The sequence below is a fragment of the Sphingomonas sanguinis NBRC 13937 genome (assembly GCF_001591005.1).
GTDB lineage: Bacteria > Pseudomonadota > Alphaproteobacteria > Sphingomonadales > Sphingomonadaceae > Sphingomonas > Sphingomonas sanguinis.
In genome coordinates, this window is the sequence record NZ_BCTY01000001.1 from 86911 (window position 1) to 101782 (window position 14872).

General features: G+C 65.8%; 15 protein-coding genes. 5 read left to right on the forward strand and 10 right to left on the reverse strand.

Annotation, left to right across the window (positions count from 1 at the left end; genetic code table 11):
• Nucleotides 1-6: 6 nt before the first annotated feature.
• Nucleotides 7-252 carry a hypothetical protein gene (locus SSA01S_RS00420; protein WP_156477600.1) on the forward strand — a complete coding sequence of 82 codons (246 nt, stop codon included), beginning with the start codon at nucleotides 7-9 and terminating at the stop codon, nucleotides 250-252.
• Nucleotides 253-362: 110 nt separating this feature from the next.
• On the opposite strand, the gene SSA01S_RS00425 is transcribed toward SSA01S_RS00420, so the two are convergent.
• The 9 genes from SSA01S_RS00425 to SSA01S_RS00465 all read right to left on the reverse strand — a co-directional run bounded on the left by SSA01S_RS00425 (nucleotide 363) and on the right by SSA01S_RS00465 (nucleotide 10693).
• Nucleotides 363-959 carry an alpha/beta hydrolase gene (locus SSA01S_RS00425; protein WP_061778699.1) on the reverse strand — a complete coding sequence of 199 codons (597 nt, stop codon included), beginning with the start codon at nucleotides 957-959 and terminating at the stop codon, nucleotides 363-365.
• A gap of 82 nt (nucleotides 960-1041) precedes the next feature.
• A complete protein-coding gene (locus SSA01S_RS00430; protein ID WP_058716854.1) occupies nucleotides 1042-1461 on the reverse strand; it encodes a hypothetical protein in 420 nt (139 codons plus the stop codon).
• A 200-nt stretch (nucleotides 1462-1661) separates the two neighbouring features.
• Nucleotides 1662-2270, reverse strand: coding sequence for a TetR/AcrR family transcriptional regulator (locus SSA01S_RS00435; protein ID WP_058716853.1), 609 nt, complete (start codon nucleotides 2268-2270; stop codon nucleotides 1662-1664).
• Between the two features lie 78 nt (nucleotides 2271-2348).
• Entirely contained in the window at nucleotides 2349-3752 is a 1404-nt protein-coding gene (locus tag SSA01S_RS00440) for an amino acid permease (protein ID WP_061778700.1), read from the reverse strand.
• 51 nt (nucleotides 3753-3803) lie between these two features.
• Entirely contained in the window at nucleotides 3804-4514 is a 711-nt protein-coding gene (locus SSA01S_RS00445) for a GntR family transcriptional regulator (RefSeq protein ID WP_082794845.1), read from the reverse strand.
• Nucleotides 4514-5428, reverse strand: a complete 915-nt coding sequence (locus SSA01S_RS00450; RefSeq protein WP_058716851.1) for a dihydrodipicolinate synthase family protein — start codon at nucleotides 5426-5428, stop codon at nucleotides 4514-4516. The genes SSA01S_RS00445 and SSA01S_RS00450 overlap by 1 nt, the downstream gene beginning before the upstream one ends.
• 69 nt (nucleotides 5429-5497) lie before the next feature.
• Nucleotides 5498-7231 carry a DUF885 domain-containing protein gene (locus SSA01S_RS00455; RefSeq protein WP_061778896.1) on the reverse strand — a complete coding sequence of 578 codons (1734 nt, stop codon included), beginning with the start codon at nucleotides 7229-7231 and terminating at the stop codon, nucleotides 5498-5500.
• A 79-nt stretch (nucleotides 7232-7310) separates the two neighbouring features.
• Nucleotides 7311-8321: an Ldh family oxidoreductase gene (locus SSA01S_RS00460; protein WP_061778701.1), complete on the reverse strand. Its 1011-nt coding sequence runs from the start codon at nucleotides 8319-8321 to the stop codon at nucleotides 7311-7313.
• Nucleotides 8318-10693: a glycoside hydrolase family 127 protein gene (locus SSA01S_RS00465; RefSeq protein ID WP_240954753.1), complete on the reverse strand. Its 2376-nt coding sequence runs from the start codon at nucleotides 10691-10693 to the stop codon at nucleotides 8318-8320. The genes SSA01S_RS00460 and SSA01S_RS00465 overlap by 4 nt, the downstream gene beginning before the upstream one ends.
• A gap of 102 nt (nucleotides 10694-10795) precedes the next feature.
• Between SSA01S_RS00465 and SSA01S_RS00470 the strand changes: the two genes are divergently transcribed.
• Nucleotides 10796-13540, forward strand: a complete 2745-nt coding sequence (locus tag SSA01S_RS00470) for a DUF5695 domain-containing protein (RefSeq protein ID WP_061778702.1) — start codon at nucleotides 10796-10798, stop codon at nucleotides 13538-13540.
• Here SSA01S_RS00470 and SSA01S_RS00475 read toward each other — a convergent pair.
• The gene (locus SSA01S_RS00475) at nucleotides 13486-13953 is read right to left on the reverse strand and encodes a (deoxy)nucleoside triphosphate pyrophosphohydrolase (RefSeq protein WP_061778703.1); all 468 of its coding nucleotides are present in this window, start codon (nucleotides 13951-13953) and stop codon (nucleotides 13486-13488) included. The genes SSA01S_RS00470 and SSA01S_RS00475 overlap by 55 nt on opposite strands.
• A gap of 40 nt (nucleotides 13954-13993) precedes the next feature.
• Between SSA01S_RS00475 and SSA01S_RS00480 the strand changes: the two genes are divergently transcribed.
• From SSA01S_RS00480 to SSA01S_RS00490, 3 genes are all read left to right on the forward strand, one after another.
• The gene (locus SSA01S_RS00480) at nucleotides 13994-14179 is read left to right on the forward strand and encodes a Flp family type IVb pilin (RefSeq protein ID WP_061778704.1); all 186 of its coding nucleotides are present in this window, start codon (nucleotides 13994-13996) and stop codon (nucleotides 14177-14179) included.
• Between the two features lie 125 nt (nucleotides 14180-14304).
• Nucleotides 14305-14475, forward strand: a complete 171-nt coding sequence (locus SSA01S_RS00485; RefSeq protein ID WP_058750891.1) for a Flp family type IVb pilin — start codon at nucleotides 14305-14307, stop codon at nucleotides 14473-14475.
• 202 nt (nucleotides 14476-14677) lie between these two features.
• Nucleotides 14678-14848, forward strand: a complete 171-nt coding sequence (locus SSA01S_RS00490; protein ID WP_058716844.1) for a Flp family type IVb pilin — start codon at nucleotides 14678-14680, stop codon at nucleotides 14846-14848.
• The last annotated feature ends 24 nt before the right edge of the window (nucleotides 14849-14872 follow it).

The window sequence follows — 14872 nt, forward strand, 5'->3', positions numbered from 1 at the left end:
GAACCGATGTTGCGACGCCATGGCCTGCCGATGATCCTGACAGCCTCCGCCCTCGCGCTGGCGGCTTGTTCGCCCACGGGGTCGGGCAATGTGACGGCGACGGACAATAGCGGTGTCGAGGCTCTGCCGAACGAGGGTCTGTCGAACGAGACGGTGGCGAACGACGAGCTTGGGACGGTGGACAATGCCGTCGCGCCGGACGACCTGCTCGGCGAAAACGCGGGCGCACCCAATGCCGCGGCTGCGCGATAAAGTTTCTCTCGGCGGCGGGGCTCCTGGCCTTGTCTCCGCTCCTGCCTCGCCAAAGGAAGCTCCCTAAGGCGATCGACTGGCCCGGCGGATAGACCCGCCGGGCCGTTTTTTTAAGGGCGGTCGTGGATGCCCAGCGTGCGCAGGACACGCATATCCTGTTCGACGACGCCCGCCGACAGCCGCTCGATCAGGCGCTGCGCCTGACGCCACATGCCGGTCGGTCCTGCATTATGAACCGGCGCGTCGAGCAGGCGGCCACCGCAGAGTTGCGCCAGGGCCGAGCCGTGCAGCGATCCATCGGCTATGAGCGACGGAAAGGGCAAGGCCGCGTCGGGGGAGGCGAAGAGCTGACCGCTCTGCCGGTCGAGAGCGGTCGTCGCAGGCGGTTGGAAAAACACGGCACCGGCCACCTTCGACACATAATGGCTGGGCGACAGTCGTGCCCACCAGATGCTGGCCAGGCACGCCGCGCCTTCCGCTACCAGCAGAACGGCCTTGTCGGCCTGCGCCACCGCATGATCAAGCTTGGTCGCCCAGACATCCCGCCCCTCGCGCGAGCTACCGTCGAAGGCGAGCTGGACATCGCCCCGGCGCGGCCAGGCGAACAGATGTTCCCATGGCAGGGCGCGATCGGCCTGATCGCCGGGTCCGGCCATCGGCAGGGTGATGATCGAAAAGGGGTCCTTCAGTCGCAGTTCGGCCCGCATGATCTGCTCCCGTCGCTGATCTCCTCAGCCAAAGGTACGCAAGGCCGCGCGAAGAGCAAGGGGCCGTCGACGCGGCCCAGCCTCATTCCGCCGCGACACCCCGCGCTGCGCGCCGCGAATCGCTGAGCGAGACCGCGATGCTGTCGACCATCAGCTCATATTGATCGGCGGTATAGCCCGACGCCAGGAACGCGCGAACCTCATGCGACGGCACGCTATAGCCATGGTGCCAGCTGAGCACCGCCATGCGGCGCAGCGCCTCCAGCGATGGGTCGGCGAGGCGCGGATTGCGGGTTTCGCCGAAGATGCTGCTGATCGCGCGGACCAGCCGGGTCGGCTCGCGCAGGCTGGACACCCGGTCACGCCGGGCGAGCGCGACAACCTGCCATTCCAGCGCGGAGAGTCGTGCATCGGGCCGGATCGCCGCAGCCCCCTGCTGCGCCATCACGGCATCCCGCGCCACACGCGCCGCACCGATTTCCTGAAAAGCGACATAGGCCATGACACACCCCTTTTTGTCGCGCGACATCCCGCCCCGGCCAGCCCCATGCCCGCCGAAGTCGACGGCCCCATGCAGCCACTGCTGCTGTCTCGCCAATTTTGCCTGTCGAAGATGCTTGGCACCTTCGATACTGGTCGGTATATTAATCTAACCGAAAGCGGTCAAGCATTTTATACCGGTCGTTACGGAATATTTTTCGCTCAGCGCGACGGCCAGATGGCCAGCGCAGACCCGATCAGCGCTTCGAGCTGATCGCGCGGCACGCCAGAGCCCGCCTGGACCCCCATGCCCTGCAACAGTCCGAACAAAAGATTGGCGAGGCCCAGCGGATCGACATCGCTGCGCAGGTCGCCTTCGTCCACCGCACGCTGAAACCGGGCGACCAGCGCGGCCTGCGACGAGGAACGCCGCGCGACGACCTCGGCCTTGATCGATTCGGCCTCCGATCCGCACGCCACCGAATGGATCACGCCCAGGCAACCGCGCGGCTCGCTCTGGCTGGTCATCACCTCCAGGGCCCCGCGCAGCAGATGCTCGGCCACCCCCCGCGCGGTCGGCTGGTCCAGCGCGTCGCGAAGATAGGCCAGTTTTTCCGCCTCGTAGAGGTCGAGCGCCTTATGGAACAAAGCTTCTTTGTTCCCGAACGCCGCATAGAGGCTGGGCTTGGTGATGCCCATCGCCTCGGTTAGGTCCGTCATGGACGCGCCTTCATACCCCTTGCTCCAGAAAACGCGGAGCGCGGATGCCAGCGCCTGGTCGGTGCAGAATTCGCGGGGACGCCCCTTACACACGGGCAGGATATTTTTCATAACGCTTGGTATAGAACTCAAACGTGCAAATTTAAAGCCCCGCCTTTCATCGAGGCGGGGCTTTAACGGGACGAGATGTCAGCCCTTGGCGAGGGCGCTGCGTCGACGCCCATAGGCGAAGTAGAAGGCCAGACCCCCGATGTTCCAGATCACGAACCGAACGATCGTCGAACTGGGCAGGCTGAACAGCAGATACAGACAACCCAGGATCGCCAGCGTGCCGACGAGATAGGGCTGCGGACAGCGGAACAGCCGCTTTGCATCGGGTGCCTTGCGCCGCAGCACCATCAGGCAGGCGCCGACCGCGATGAAGGCCAGCAGCGTGCCTGCATTGGCGAGCTCGGCAATCTCGTCCAGCCGGAACAGGCCCGCGACGATCGCGATCGACACGCCGGTCACCAGCGTGATGCGCGTCGGCGCACCGCTGCGCTTGCTGACCACCGCCAGCGACTGGGGAAGCAGGCCGTCGCGCGCCATGGTGAAGAAGATGCGGCTTTGCCCGTACATCATCACCAGAATGACCGAGGGCAGCGCGATCACGGCGGCCAGCGCGATCAGGTGCGCGGCGGTCGGCTGGCCCAGCGAGCGCAGGACGAGCGCCAGCGGCTCGGGCGAATTCGCCAGCTGCTGGAAGGGCAGCGAGCCGATCGCGGCGATCGCGACCGCCATATAGATGAGCGTGCACACCAGCATCGATCCGACGATGCCAATGGTCAGGTCGCGACCGGGGTTCTTCGCTTCCTCGGCCGAGGTGGCCACCGCATCGAACCCGTAAAAGGCGAAGAAGACGATCGCCGCCGCCGCCATCACCCCGCGCTTGGCCCCGTCCACCTCATGCGCGGCAAAGCCGTACGGCATGAACGGATGGAGATTGTCGGCATTGAACGCGGGCGCGGCGAAGGCGACGAAAACGCCCAGCGCAACCAGCTTCACGATGACCAGGATGATGTTCAGCGTCGCGCTTTCCCGCGTACCCGCGATCAGCATCCCCATCACGGACAGAGCGACCAGCACGGCCGGCAGATTGATGATGCCGCCGCCATGCGGCCCCGACAGCAATTCGGGCGGCAGATGGACGCCCGCCGCCTGTATCCAGCCCACCAGATAGCCCGACCAGCCGACCGCAACGGTCGAACAGGCCAGCGAATATTCCAGGATCAGGCTCCAGCCGACAACCCAGGCCAGGGTCTCGCCCAGCGCCGTGTAGCTGAAGGTATAAGCGCTGCCCGCTGCCGGGATCAGCGTGGCCAGCTCGGCATAGGCAAGCGCGGCGCAGGCGCAGACCGCGCCCGCAATCGCAAAGGCCAGGATGACGGCGGGCCCGGCCCGTTCCGCGCCAACGCCGGTCAGTGTGTAGATGCCGGTGCCGACGATCGCGCCGACCCCCAGCGCGATCAGATGCGGCCAGCTCAGCGTCTTGGCGAGCGCCTGTCCCTCGGCATGGCGGGTCGCGCTGCCCAGCGGTTTGAAAGGTCCGAACATGATGTGAGAAAATCCCCCCGCCTTATCGGCTTATGCCATATTGCTTTATCGTCAGGCGACGGGCGCAAACCCGCCTTTCAGATCCATCAACGTGGACCGGATATGCACGTCAAGCAATGCCTGAAGCCGCGTGGCGTCGCGCGCCAGAAAGGCGTCTAGCTGTTCGCGATGCTCCAGATGGGCCCGCGCGTCGCGCCCGGCGGGCTGCAGATGGGCGACGACATAGCGTTCGGCCAGAATGGCCAATTGCCGGATCAACTGGATGGTCAGCGGCCGCCGAAGCGGGCGGACCATCGCCATGTGGAATTGCCGATTGCAGATGGCGACGCGCGCCAGATCGCTGGACGCGGCTTGGTCGAGCGCGTCGAACGCGGCGATCAGCTTCGCCCGGTCCTGTTCATCGGCGGCCACCGCGGCCCGCGCGGCAGCTTCGGGTTCCAGCTTCAGGCGGAGTCCGTAGATATCTTCCGCCTGGGCAGCGGATAGCGGCGCGATCATGTAGCCGCGATTGGCGACCCCTTCGAGCAGGCCTTCCTGCTCCAGCCGGGCCATCGCCTCGCGCAGGGGAATCTTGCTGACCCCCAGTTCGGCTGCGAGCGCATCCTGGCGGATCGCGCGATCCGCCGGGATCGCTCCGGCGATGATGCGCTCGCGGACGATGGTGAAGATCCGGTCCGCCAGCGTCTGCACCAGAATGGCGCCCTCGCCCCGACCCCGCGCTTCCATGCGGGCGGCGTCGTCGAGCGAGAGCGCCGTCGCCATCAGGCGGCCTTGGCTTGGGTCAGGCTGGGACGGGTCGCGGCGGCCTTCTCGACCATCGCGATGACCTCGGCGCGGCGTTCGCCCTCCAGGATGTAGCGCGGCGGCAGCACGCGCTCAGAACCGCGACCCATGACCTGCTCGGCCAGCTTGATCGACTGGACCAGATCATGCTCGGCATCCAGGTGGAGCAGCGGCATAAACCAGCGATAGATTTCCATCGCCTTGGCATGGTCGCCACGGTCGAACGCCGCGACCAGCTCGACCGACTCCTTCGGGAAGGCGTTGGTCAGACCCGAGACCCAGCCCTGCGCGCCCAGATACAGGCCTTCGAGCGCCACGTCGTCCAGCCCGGCGAACAGGGTGTAGCGATCGCCGAACGCGTTGCGGAAATCGGTGAAGCGGCGCGTGTCCGGCGCCGATTCCTTGACCGCGACGATGTTCTTCACATCGACCAGCGCTTCCAGCACCGTCTGGTCGATGACCGTCCGATAGGCGGGCGGGTTATTGTATAGCATGATCGGCAGACCGGTCTGGTCGGCCACGCCCTTGAAATGGTTCACCAGCTCATGCGCCTTGGGCACATAGACCATCGGCGGCAGCAGCATCAGGCCATCGGCCCCGGCCTTTTCGGCGGCCTGCGCATAACGCACCGCGCGGCGCGTGTCATATTCCGACACGCCGGTGATGACCGGCACGCGACCCGCCACGGCTTCGACAATGGCGGTCAGCACGGTGACCTTCTCGTCATAGTCGAGCGAGTTGTTCTCGCCGACCGTGCCCAGTGCGATGACGCCGGTCACGCCGTCATTCACCAGATCATCGACGACCCGCTGCGTATCGGCGAGGTCGATCGACAGATCTTCCCGGACCTGGGTCGTCACTGCGGGGAATACGCCGCGCCAGCCGATGCTCACTATCTGTCTTCCTGCTATTGTTTTAGATATCGTATACCGTCTATCGAATTAGTGTGCCGTGGTCAATCATCATTCCTCGTCAGGATAGGGACCTTTGCCCCCATTCGCGATGAATTGATCGGTCCGCATCTCTATCACCGGCAGTGGGACATAGCCGAGTTGCAGCATCGCATCGTGCCAGGCGCGGATGTTGAACTTCGGCCCCAGCGCCTTCTCGGCCTTGGCCCGGGCCCGTTGGAAGGCCAGCTGCCCCGTATAATAGGACAGCGCTTGGCCCGGCCATGCGATGTAGCGGTCCACCTCCGTCTCGATCTCGTGATCGGACAGCGCCGTATTGTCATGCAGATAGGCCTGGGCCCGCTCGCGGCTCCAACCCATCGCGTGAATGCCGGTATCCACGACCAGTCGCGCCGCGCGCCAAGCCTGGTAGGATAGCATCCCGAACCGCTCATAGGGCGTCTTGTAGATACCCATATCCTCGCCCAGCGCCTCGCAATAGAGCGCCCAGCCTTCGCCGTAAGCCGACAGATAACTGTCGCGCCGGAAACGGGCCAGATCCTTGTTCTCGGCGGCCAGCGGCATTTGGAATGCGTGGCCGGGTGCGCTTTCGTGCAGCGTCAGCGCGGGCAGCGAATAAAGAGGACGCGACGGCAGGTTATAGGTGTTGACCAGATAGATGCCCGGACCACCGCGCCCGCCGGTATAGAAGGGCGCCAGGTCGGTGGGCACCGGCTTGATCGCGAACCGGCTGCGGGGCAGGCGACCGAACCATTGCGAGGCGACCCCGTCGAAGCTCTTGGCGAACCAGGCCGCGCGGTCCAGCAGTTCCTGCGGCGTCTTGGCGTAGAATTGCGGATCGGTGCGCAGGAAGGTCAGGAAGGCGGCGAAATCGCCCTGGAACTTCACCTCCTTCATCACCTGATCCATCCGCGAGCGGATACGCTGCATCTCCGACAGGCCGATGGCGTGCACCTGCTCGGGCGTCATGTCGGCGGTGACATACTCGCGAATCTTCGAGCGGTAATAGGCCTTGCCGTCGGGCAGGTCATAGGCCGCCGTGCTGACCTGCGCGCGTGGCATATAGTCCTGGCGCAGGAAGGTCAGCAGCCGCCGATGCGCGGGCAGCACATCGTCGCGGATCGCCGCCTTTGCCTCGGCACGCAGCGCCGCCGCCGTGGCGGGCGTCATGGTGGCGGGCATGGTCTTGAACGGCTCGTAAAAGGGCTGCGCGTCGCCAGCCCCGGCATCCACCACCTGCGCGACCCCGATATCGCGCCCCTTCAGCGTGACGCGCGGCACGGTGAAACCGCGATCCAGTCCGGCGCGCATATTCGCGATCTCCTGATCGAAATAGCGCGGCATTTGGTGCAGCATGGCGATGTAATCGCGGTACTGAGCCTCGGTCGTGAAGCTGCCTCGCGCCCAGCTCGCCAGATTGCCCCAGAAGCTGGTGTCGGCGGTCAGCGGCTTTTCATATTCGCGAAAGCGCTGCGCCGCGAGCAGCGCATCGATCTGGCCGCGATAGACCATATAGTCGATGCGGACGCTCGGCGACAGGCTGGCCGGATCGATCGCGTCGAGCGCCTTGGCGGTAGCCTCCCAGCGCGCCAGTCGGGCGGCCTGGGCGGCCGGGCCTTCATCGGGCAACTGGCGAGAGCCTGCGCTGCCGCTATCGTCGTCGGCCGCGCTCTGGCTGATCCGCCATTGATATTCCGCGTTCGACAGTGCGCGGAACCGGGCATCGGCTGGGCGAGTGGCAGTCCGCCCCGTCTGCGCGCGCGGCTTGCCCTTGGCTTCGGCCATGCCCGACGGAGCACTGGCCAACGCCGCCCCCGCCAACAGCCACGCGATCCGGTTCGTCAGGCCCTTGCCCCTCATCTGCTCATCCGTTCAATGCCATCACATCGCGGTACAGGTCCGCCGAAATGGTCACGCCCTGCGCCAGCGAAACCTCTCGCGCGGCATAGCGACGGGCGGAGGGTAGCCGAGCCCCCTGCCCCGTGATCGCGCCGAACATCGCCTCGGCCCGCGCCTGATGTTCGGGAAGAAGATCGCCCAAGAAACCCTTGGGATCGATCGCGATAATCAGCTCACCTCCCAACGGAGAGCCACCGCGCCCAGCATCCCACTCGATCGATTCGCGGCTGGTCATGTCACCGATCAGCGGCCCGGCGAGCAGTTCGACCATCGCGGCCAGCGCCGATCCCTTGTGCCCGCCGAACGTCCGCATCGCGCCTGACAGGATCGCCGCCGGATCGGTGGTCGGCTTCCCTTCCGCATCGACGCCCCAGTCGTTTGGCACGCTCTTGCCCGCACGCCGGTGTAGCTCGATCTCGCCGCGCGCGACCATGCTGGTGGCGAAGTCGAAGACAAAGGGTGGCCCGTCGGGGCGCGGCCAGCCGAAGGCGATCGGATTCGTCCCGAACACGGGCTCGGCCCCGCCCGATGGCGCGACCCAGGCATGGCTGGGCGTGAAAGCCAAGGCGACGAGGCCCGCCTCCGCCAATTCCTCGACCTCGGGCCAGAGCGCGGCGAAATGGACGACGTTGTTCAGCGCCAGCGCGGCAATGCCGTTCGCCTTCGCCTTTTCGATCAGCAGCGCCTTGCCCGTCTGGAAGGCCAGCTGCGCGAAGCCACCGCCGCCATCGACGCGGACCAGCGCGCGCGCCGGTTCGGACAGGACCGGCTCGGCATCGGGTACGACCACGCCCTTGTTGATGCTGGAGACCGCGACCAGCAGGCGGTAGATGCCATGGGAGGTGCAACCGTCGCGCTCGCCCGCGACCATCGTCTCGGCCACCGCCTCGGCATGCGGTGCGGCGAGTCCTGCGCCCAATAGCTTGGCACGCGCCAGTTCGCGCAACTCGTCCAGGGTCATGGCGATACCGGTCATGCGGTCGTTCCGGGCTTGGCCGCGAACAGCCGCATGCCGAAGATCGGCCCTGCCGAGCTACCGTCATGCGGCACCACGCGGATGCGCACGCTCTTCTTCCCCGCCGTCAGCGCGGGCGGGAGCGGATATTCGACGTCGAAGAACGCACCCGGCTTGTCGTTTTCCAAATGCTGGGTCGCGATCTTCACATTGTCGACCAGGATGTCGAAGTCACGCTTGCGCTCATCGCCCCAATAGGTGCCCTGCAGGATCATCGGCCCCGGGCGCACCGCCATGGTGAACTCGAAATAGCCGCCCGAACGGGCATCCCGCCCCTGCTTGCCGCGATAGGAGACGGGATAGGAAATCTCCGAGGTCAGGGCGTGATCGCGTTCCGGCTGCATCTCGCCAAGATGCATGACGTCGACCGAGCGGGCGGCAATGTCGCGGGCGCGCGCCTGATCGGCTAGGAAGGCCGCCTGCTCGGTCTTCCACCCCGCTTCGGTAAATCGCTTGAAATAGACGGCGCTGCGCCGGTCATATTGGCTGAAAAAAGGAACGAAGGCGAAATCCACCGGGCGGAACACGCCTTTGGTCGCATAGCGCGCCTGTGCGGCATCGGTCGCGGTGAAGCCGTTCAGCGGATGCGCGCCCACCAGCACCGGATCGGGCGAGTCCCACTTGTCGTCGCGACCGCCCAGATCGGCAGCCATCACCATCGGCCCGCGCATGACAGCCACCACGCTGTCGTCGCCGGGCGTCGTCTCGACCCGCAGGTCGAGCGGCAGGCGGATGGAGACACTGTCCCCCGCCTTCCACCGCCGCTGCACGACCGCATAGCCACGCTCGAAGGTCGGCGTGACGGCCTGGCCGTTCACTTCGACGGTCGCTTGGCCGTTGGCCCAGCCGGGCACCCGCAGCGCCAGCGGGAAGCGCCCCGCCCGGTCGAGCCGGGTGAAGCGCAGCGTCGCCTGCCCGTCCATCGGATAGGCCGTATCGAGCGTAACGGTCGCGCCACGCTTGTCCCAGCGCGCTTCCGCCGGGATGTAGAGATTGACGAAAAAGGTGTCGCCGCCCTGCCAGAAGATGGAATCGCCATGCTTGGCATGGGCCTCCATCCCCGACCCGACGCAGCACCAAAAGGCGTCGTCCTTGACCGTCGAATAGTCGCGCGCCGTGCCCGACATCAGCGGCGTCATATAGGTGAAGCCACCATTGCCCGGATGCTGCGCCGCCATCGTATGGTTCAAGTGCGCCCGCTCATAATAGTCGAACAGCTGACCATCCGGCTTCCAGCCGAAGAGATGCCGGGTCAGCTTCATCATATTGTAGGTGTTGCAGTGCTCGCACGTCTGGTCGGTGACGTGCCGCGCGATGGTATCGGGTTCGGAGAAATACTCCCGATCGGCATTGCCGCCGATGACATAGCTGTGATGACCCGTCACCGTGTCCCAGAAGAAGCGCGCGCCCTTGGCGGGATCGGGCTTGCCGGTGATCTCATGGATGCGCGCCAGGCCGATCAGCTTGGGCACCTGGGTATTGGCGTGGAAATTGGCCAACTTGTCCTGTCCCGCCACCAGCGGATCGAGAACCTTGCGGTCATAGATGCGCTCAGCCAGCGCCAGCCACTGGCGGTCGCCAGTACGCTGGTACAGTTCGGCAAAGCTCTCGTTCAACCCGCCATATTCGCACCCGAGCACCGTCTGCATCTGCGCATCGTCGAGGGCGGCGAACACCTTGGCGAAATAGCCGCCGAGCTTGACCGCGACGTCCAGCGCCTGTGCATTGCCCCAGCCGCCATGCACGTCGAGCAGCCCGGCGAACAGCTTGTGCACCGTATAGAGCGGCGACCACGAGCCGTTGAGGTCGAAGCCCCCCGACTTGATCTTGCCCGCCATGATTTCGGGAAAGATCTCCTCGCCGTCGACGACCGTCCCGTCGGGCCGCTTGCGTCCCAGCGCGCCGACATAACCGGTGCCGCGCTTCGCCTGTGCTTCGGCCAGTTCGCCGACGATATAGTCGGCCCGCGCGCGCATCTCCGGATCGTCGGTCTGCTGCCACGTCAGGACCAGCGCGGAGAGGTAGTGGCCCAGCGTGTGACCGGCGATGGTGTCGCTTTCCCAGCCACCATAGATCGCGGCCTTGGGCTCCAGCCCGGCATAGGCGCGGAAATTGTGGAGCAGCCGGTCGGCGCTCAGGCGATGAAGATAGCCCCGGTTGGTCTCGACCGCCGTCGCATAGATGGACGGGCGCAGCCGAACCGCCGACAAGGGCAAGGGCTCCGCGGTATCGGGGAGCAGCGATGCACCCGCCGCCATCGCCTTGGGGGCCGCGCCGACCAGCGCCAGCGTGGCCGCGCCGCGCATCCATTCGCGCCTATTGGTTTTCAGCATCTTGCCCTCCCGCTAATACTGTATACCAATATACCGCGATAGGGAGAGGGTCAATTGCGATGGTTTTCGCCTGTGCCCTCCCGCCACCAGGGGGTTTTGTTGATGCGTCATAGCCTTGTCCGCCTCGTTCCGATGACGCTCGCCACGCTGTCGATCCTCGCGGGCACGCCGAGTATCGGTGCCGCCCGGTCTAAGCGGGTGGCCCCTGCCCCGGCCCGCGTGACGCCCGGCCTGCGCGTCGGCCAGTTCACGCTGCTGCTCGATCCCACCAGCCAGACGGCGCGCGGGCTGTCGCCAATCGGCGCCCCCGGCTTCGACTTCCTGCCCATCGGCCGCGCCAAGGAACGCGCTGGGAATGGCTACAACCATCTGGGGGACATCCATCTGCGGCTGCGCAGCGGCACCGGCGAGTGGCACGATTACTCCTCGTCGCGCGAGCGGCGGCCGGTGCGCGCCCTGCCCGCTCGCGGGAGCACGCTTGCCTCGGCCGATATCAGCGGGTCGATGGGGGCCGACCTGCCGCTGCGGGTCGTGCGTGACTGGGTGAATGACAAGGGCGCTCCGGTGCTGCACTTCACCCTCACCAACACGTCCCGCGCGCCGGTCGAGATCGGAGGCTTGGGCATTCCGATGGTGTTCGACAACATCATCACCGACCGCACGCTGGAACAGGCGCATGCCCAGGCGAGCTTCGCCGATCCCTATATCGGGCGCGATGCGGGGTATGTGCAGGTTACGCGGCTGAATGGGGCGGGCCCCGCGCTGCTCGTCCTGCCCGAGCGAAATACCCCGCTGGAGGCCTATGTCCCCATCCCGACGCTCCGCGAAACCAAGGGCCAGGCGGTGATCGTCGAGGCGAGCCCGCGCGCCCAAACCTCCGAAGGTTTCTACGACTGGACCATTGCCAGCGCCGCCTATGCCCAGAAGGAATGGGCCAAGGCGGGGGCGCCGTGGAATGAGGCGACCAGCTTCACCCTCGCGCCCGGTGAAAGCCGCCAAATCGGCCTGCGTCTGGTCGCGGCCCCCAGCATCCGCGCGATCGAGCCGACGCTGGCGGCGCAGGGACGGCCCGTGGTGGTCGGCGTGCCCGGCTATGTCGTACCGACCGATCTCGACGCGACGCTGTTCGTGCATGCGCCTTCGGCGATTACCGGCATCGCCAGCTATCCGGCGGGTGCACTCGACGTCACGCGGCAACCGGGCAAGCCAGGCTGGACCCGGCTGTCGGTGCGGGGGCGGAATTGGGGGCGGGCGCGCCTGACCCTGACCTATGCCGATGGCAGCGTGCAGACAGTCCAGTATTTCGTCACCAAGCCGCTGGAGCAGACCATGGCCGATCTCGGCCGCTTCTCGACCACGAAGCAGTGGTTCGAGGGCAAGGGTGATCCCTTCGGCCGCTCGCCCGCCATCCTGACCTATGACCGCGAGGCGCAGAAAATCGTCACCGCCGATCCGCGCGTCTGGATTTCGGGCATGAGCGACGAAGGGGGCGCAGGCAGTTGGGTTGCGGCGGTCATGAAGCAGCTCGACAACCCGAACGCCGACGAGATCGCCCGCATCGAGCAGCTGGTCGACAAGACCGTCGTCGGCCACCTTCAGGTCGCCGATGGCGACCATGCGGGCGGGGTGAAGAAGAGCCTGTTCTATTACGATCCCACCGTCTTTCCCAATCTCTATCAGCCCGCCAAGGACTGGCAGAGCTGGACCTCATGGAAGAAGGACCAGGCGGACGATCTGGGTCGCGCCTATAACTACCCGCATGTCGCGGCGGGGCATTGGGTGCTGTATCGGATCGCGCGCAATCATCGCGGCATGACCCGCGTCCATGCCTGGGACTGGTATCTCGACCATGCGTATCAGACTATCGTCGCGATGATGCGCGACGCGCCGCATTATGCGCAGTTCGGGCTGATGGAGGGCGATGTTTTCGTCGACATCCTGACCGACCTGAAGCGCGAAGGCTGGACCGCCAAGGCGGCCGAAGTCGAACGGCTGATGAAGGGTCGCGCCGACCACTGGCGCACGCTGCAATATCCGTTCGGTAGCGAGATGGCGTGGGACTCGACCGGCCAGGCGGAGGTCTATGCTTGGATGCGCTATTTCGGCTATGGTCCGCAGGCGGACGTCACGCGCGAAGTCATCCTGGGCTATGACCCGTCGATCCCGCACTGGGGCTATAACGGCAATGCCCGGCGCTATTGGGACTTTCTGTACGGCGGCAAATATCCGCGGCTGGAGCGGCAGATCCATCATTACGGATCGACGCTGAACGCCATCCCGCTGTTCGATTCGTTCCGGCGCAAGCCCAGCGACCTGCACCTGCTGCGCGTCGCTTATGGCGGGTTGATGGGCGGCATCACCAATATCGATCAGGACGGCGCGTCCTCCGCCGCCTTCCACAGCTGGCCCGACCGGATGCAGTGGGACCCCTATAGCGGCGACTATGGCATGGGCTTTTTTGGCCATGCCTATGCGGCGGGCACTTATGTGGTGAACGATCCGGCGCTCGGCTGGCTCAGCTATGGCGGCAATCTGTCGCTGGCGGACGGCCATGTCCGGGTCGTCCCCCGCGACGGCGCCCGCGCGCGGGTATTCGTCGCGCCGGTCGGGCTGTGGCTGACGCTGGAGGCGGGCAAGATCGCCGGGGTCGATTACGATCCCGCCACCGGCAAGGTTCGCCTGGCCCTCGATCCCGCGACCGCCGCCACGCCTGCTGCTCGGCTGTTCGTCGAGACGACGACACCCGGCGGCCACATCTACACCCCCGATCGCGGGACTCTGGAGCGCGGGGGCTACACCGTGCCGCTGTCGGCGGCGACAACCGACATCACGCTGTCGGCGAGGTAACTCCGCAACTGGCGGACGAGCGGCCCGTCGGCCGGCGGCATGGGCCAGGCGCCCATCGCCGCTGGTTCGCACCAGATCAGCCCGTCCGCCTCCAGCGCGACTGGCATCCCCTGCCAGGACCGGATGACGTAGAGCAGCAACAGGAGATGGCGACCCGGCAACGCCTCGGTCGCGAATCCCGCCGGTTCCAGGGCATCCGCCGTCACCATGATGCCCAGTTCCTCGCGCAGCTCGCGGACCAGCGCGTCTTCGGGGCTCTCGCCGGGCTCAAGCTTCCCGCCGGGAAACTCCCACAATCCCGCCAGCGCCTTACCGGCCGGTCGCTGCTGCAGCAGGACCCGCCCCTCCTCATCGACCAGCGCCGCCGCGACGACCGGAAACAGACTTGCGGACCTATCGGCGATATCGACCATTTGTTAACCCTTATCCGATTATGTCGCAAACGTCATGAGAATGCCCCAGGCCTTCCGCGTCCTGCGCCATGTCCTCGCCGATACGCGCGGCGCGTCGGCGGTGGAATATGGCCTGATCGTCACGGCCGTCATGGTGGCGATTTTCGCCGGATTGTCGCAGCTTGGGGTAAGCTTCCAGAGCCTGTTGGCCTTCATCGCCGATCATCTCCGCCAGGCCAGCGGTTAAAAATCACTTTCCGCGCAGCGCATTAAATCTTCGTCAACCAGTGGCGGGGTAAAGCTCCGGCAGCTGAACCGGCGCTCCGGCTCAGCCGGGTGATCGACCAGATACTGCAATTAACGGAGACCGGAATGAAGACGCTTCGCAAGATGGTGAAGGACAACAAGGGTGCGACCGCCATTGAATATGGCCTGATCGCCGCCCTGATTGCCGTCGCCGCGATCGGCGCGATGTCCAGCCTGGGCACCCAGCTGAACACCACCTTCGGCAACATCTCGAGCAAGCTGAGGACGAACTCGTAAACGGTTCGTGGCAGGACAGGTGGCGCATCGTCGCCACCTGTTCGCGCTTCTCGGCATGATCGGCCAGCCCGTGCGCCACGCGACGGGCCTATGCGTCATTCGACGCTTCTACAGACCTGGTGCCGCACGGCGCACCGCTCGCTGGCACCGGCCAGCGTCCAGGTTCACCCAACCGGCTCCGGCTCTCGACCCGGAGATTGGTATGACTATGATCCGCAAGACCTTGCGCAACCGCAAGGGCGCGACCGCCATCGAATATGGACTGATCGCCGCCCTGATCGCCGTGGCGGCCATTGGCGCGATGAGCGCGCTCGGCACGCAGTTGAACACCACGTTCAACAACATCTCGACGAAGCTCAGCACCAACAGCTAAGCCGGAACCCGCTGCTAGCGACAT

Excerpts from the sequence above, each read along its gene's own strand:
- SSA01S_RS00420 (WP_156477600.1), top strand. The coding sequence starts at position 7 with ATGTTGCGACGCCATGGCCTGCCGATGATCCTGACAGCCTCCGCCCTC.
- SSA01S_RS00425 (WP_061778699.1), bottom strand. The coding sequence starts at position 959 with ATGCGGGCCGAACTGCGACTGAAGGACCCCTTTTCGATCATCACCCTG.
- SSA01S_RS00430 (WP_058716854.1), bottom strand. The coding sequence starts at position 1,461 with ATGGCCTATGTCGCTTTTCAGGAAATCGGTGCGGCGCGTGTGGCGCGG.
- SSA01S_RS00435 (WP_058716853.1), bottom strand. The coding sequence starts at position 2,270 with ATGAAAAATATCCTGCCCGTGTGTAAGGGGCGTCCCCGCGAATTCTGC.
- SSA01S_RS00440 (WP_061778700.1), bottom strand. The coding sequence starts at position 3,752 with ATGTTCGGACCTTTCAAACCGCTGGGCAGCGCGACCCGCCATGCCGAG.
- SSA01S_RS00445 (WP_082794845.1), bottom strand. The coding sequence starts at position 4,514 with ATGGCGACGGCGCTCTCGCTCGACGACGCCGCCCGCATGGAAGCGCGG.
- SSA01S_RS00455 (WP_061778896.1), bottom strand. The coding sequence starts at position 7,231 with ATGGCCGAAGCCAAGGGCAAGCCGCGCGCGCAGACGGGGCGGACTGCC.
- SSA01S_RS00460 (WP_061778701.1), bottom strand. The coding sequence starts at position 8,321 with ATGACCGGTATCGCCATGACCCTGGACGAGTTGCGCGAACTGGCGCGT.
- SSA01S_RS00465 (WP_240954753.1), bottom strand. The coding sequence starts at position 10,693 with ATGCTGAAAACCAATAGGCGCGAATGGATGCGCGGCGCGGCCACGCTG.
- SSA01S_RS00470 (WP_061778702.1), top strand. The coding sequence starts at position 10,796 with ATGCGTCATAGCCTTGTCCGCCTCGTTCCGATGACGCTCGCCACGCTG.
- SSA01S_RS00475 (WP_061778703.1), bottom strand. The coding sequence starts at position 13,953 with ATGGTCGATATCGCCGATAGGTCCGCAAGTCTGTTTCCGGTCGTCGCG.
- SSA01S_RS00480 (WP_061778704.1), top strand. The coding sequence starts at position 13,994 with ATGCCCCAGGCCTTCCGCGTCCTGCGCCATGTCCTCGCCGATACGCGC.
- SSA01S_RS00485 (WP_058750891.1), top strand. The coding sequence starts at position 14,305 with ATGAAGACGCTTCGCAAGATGGTGAAGGACAACAAGGGTGCGACCGCC.
- SSA01S_RS00490 (WP_058716844.1), top strand. The coding sequence starts at position 14,678 with ATGACTATGATCCGCAAGACCTTGCGCAACCGCAAGGGCGCGACCGCC.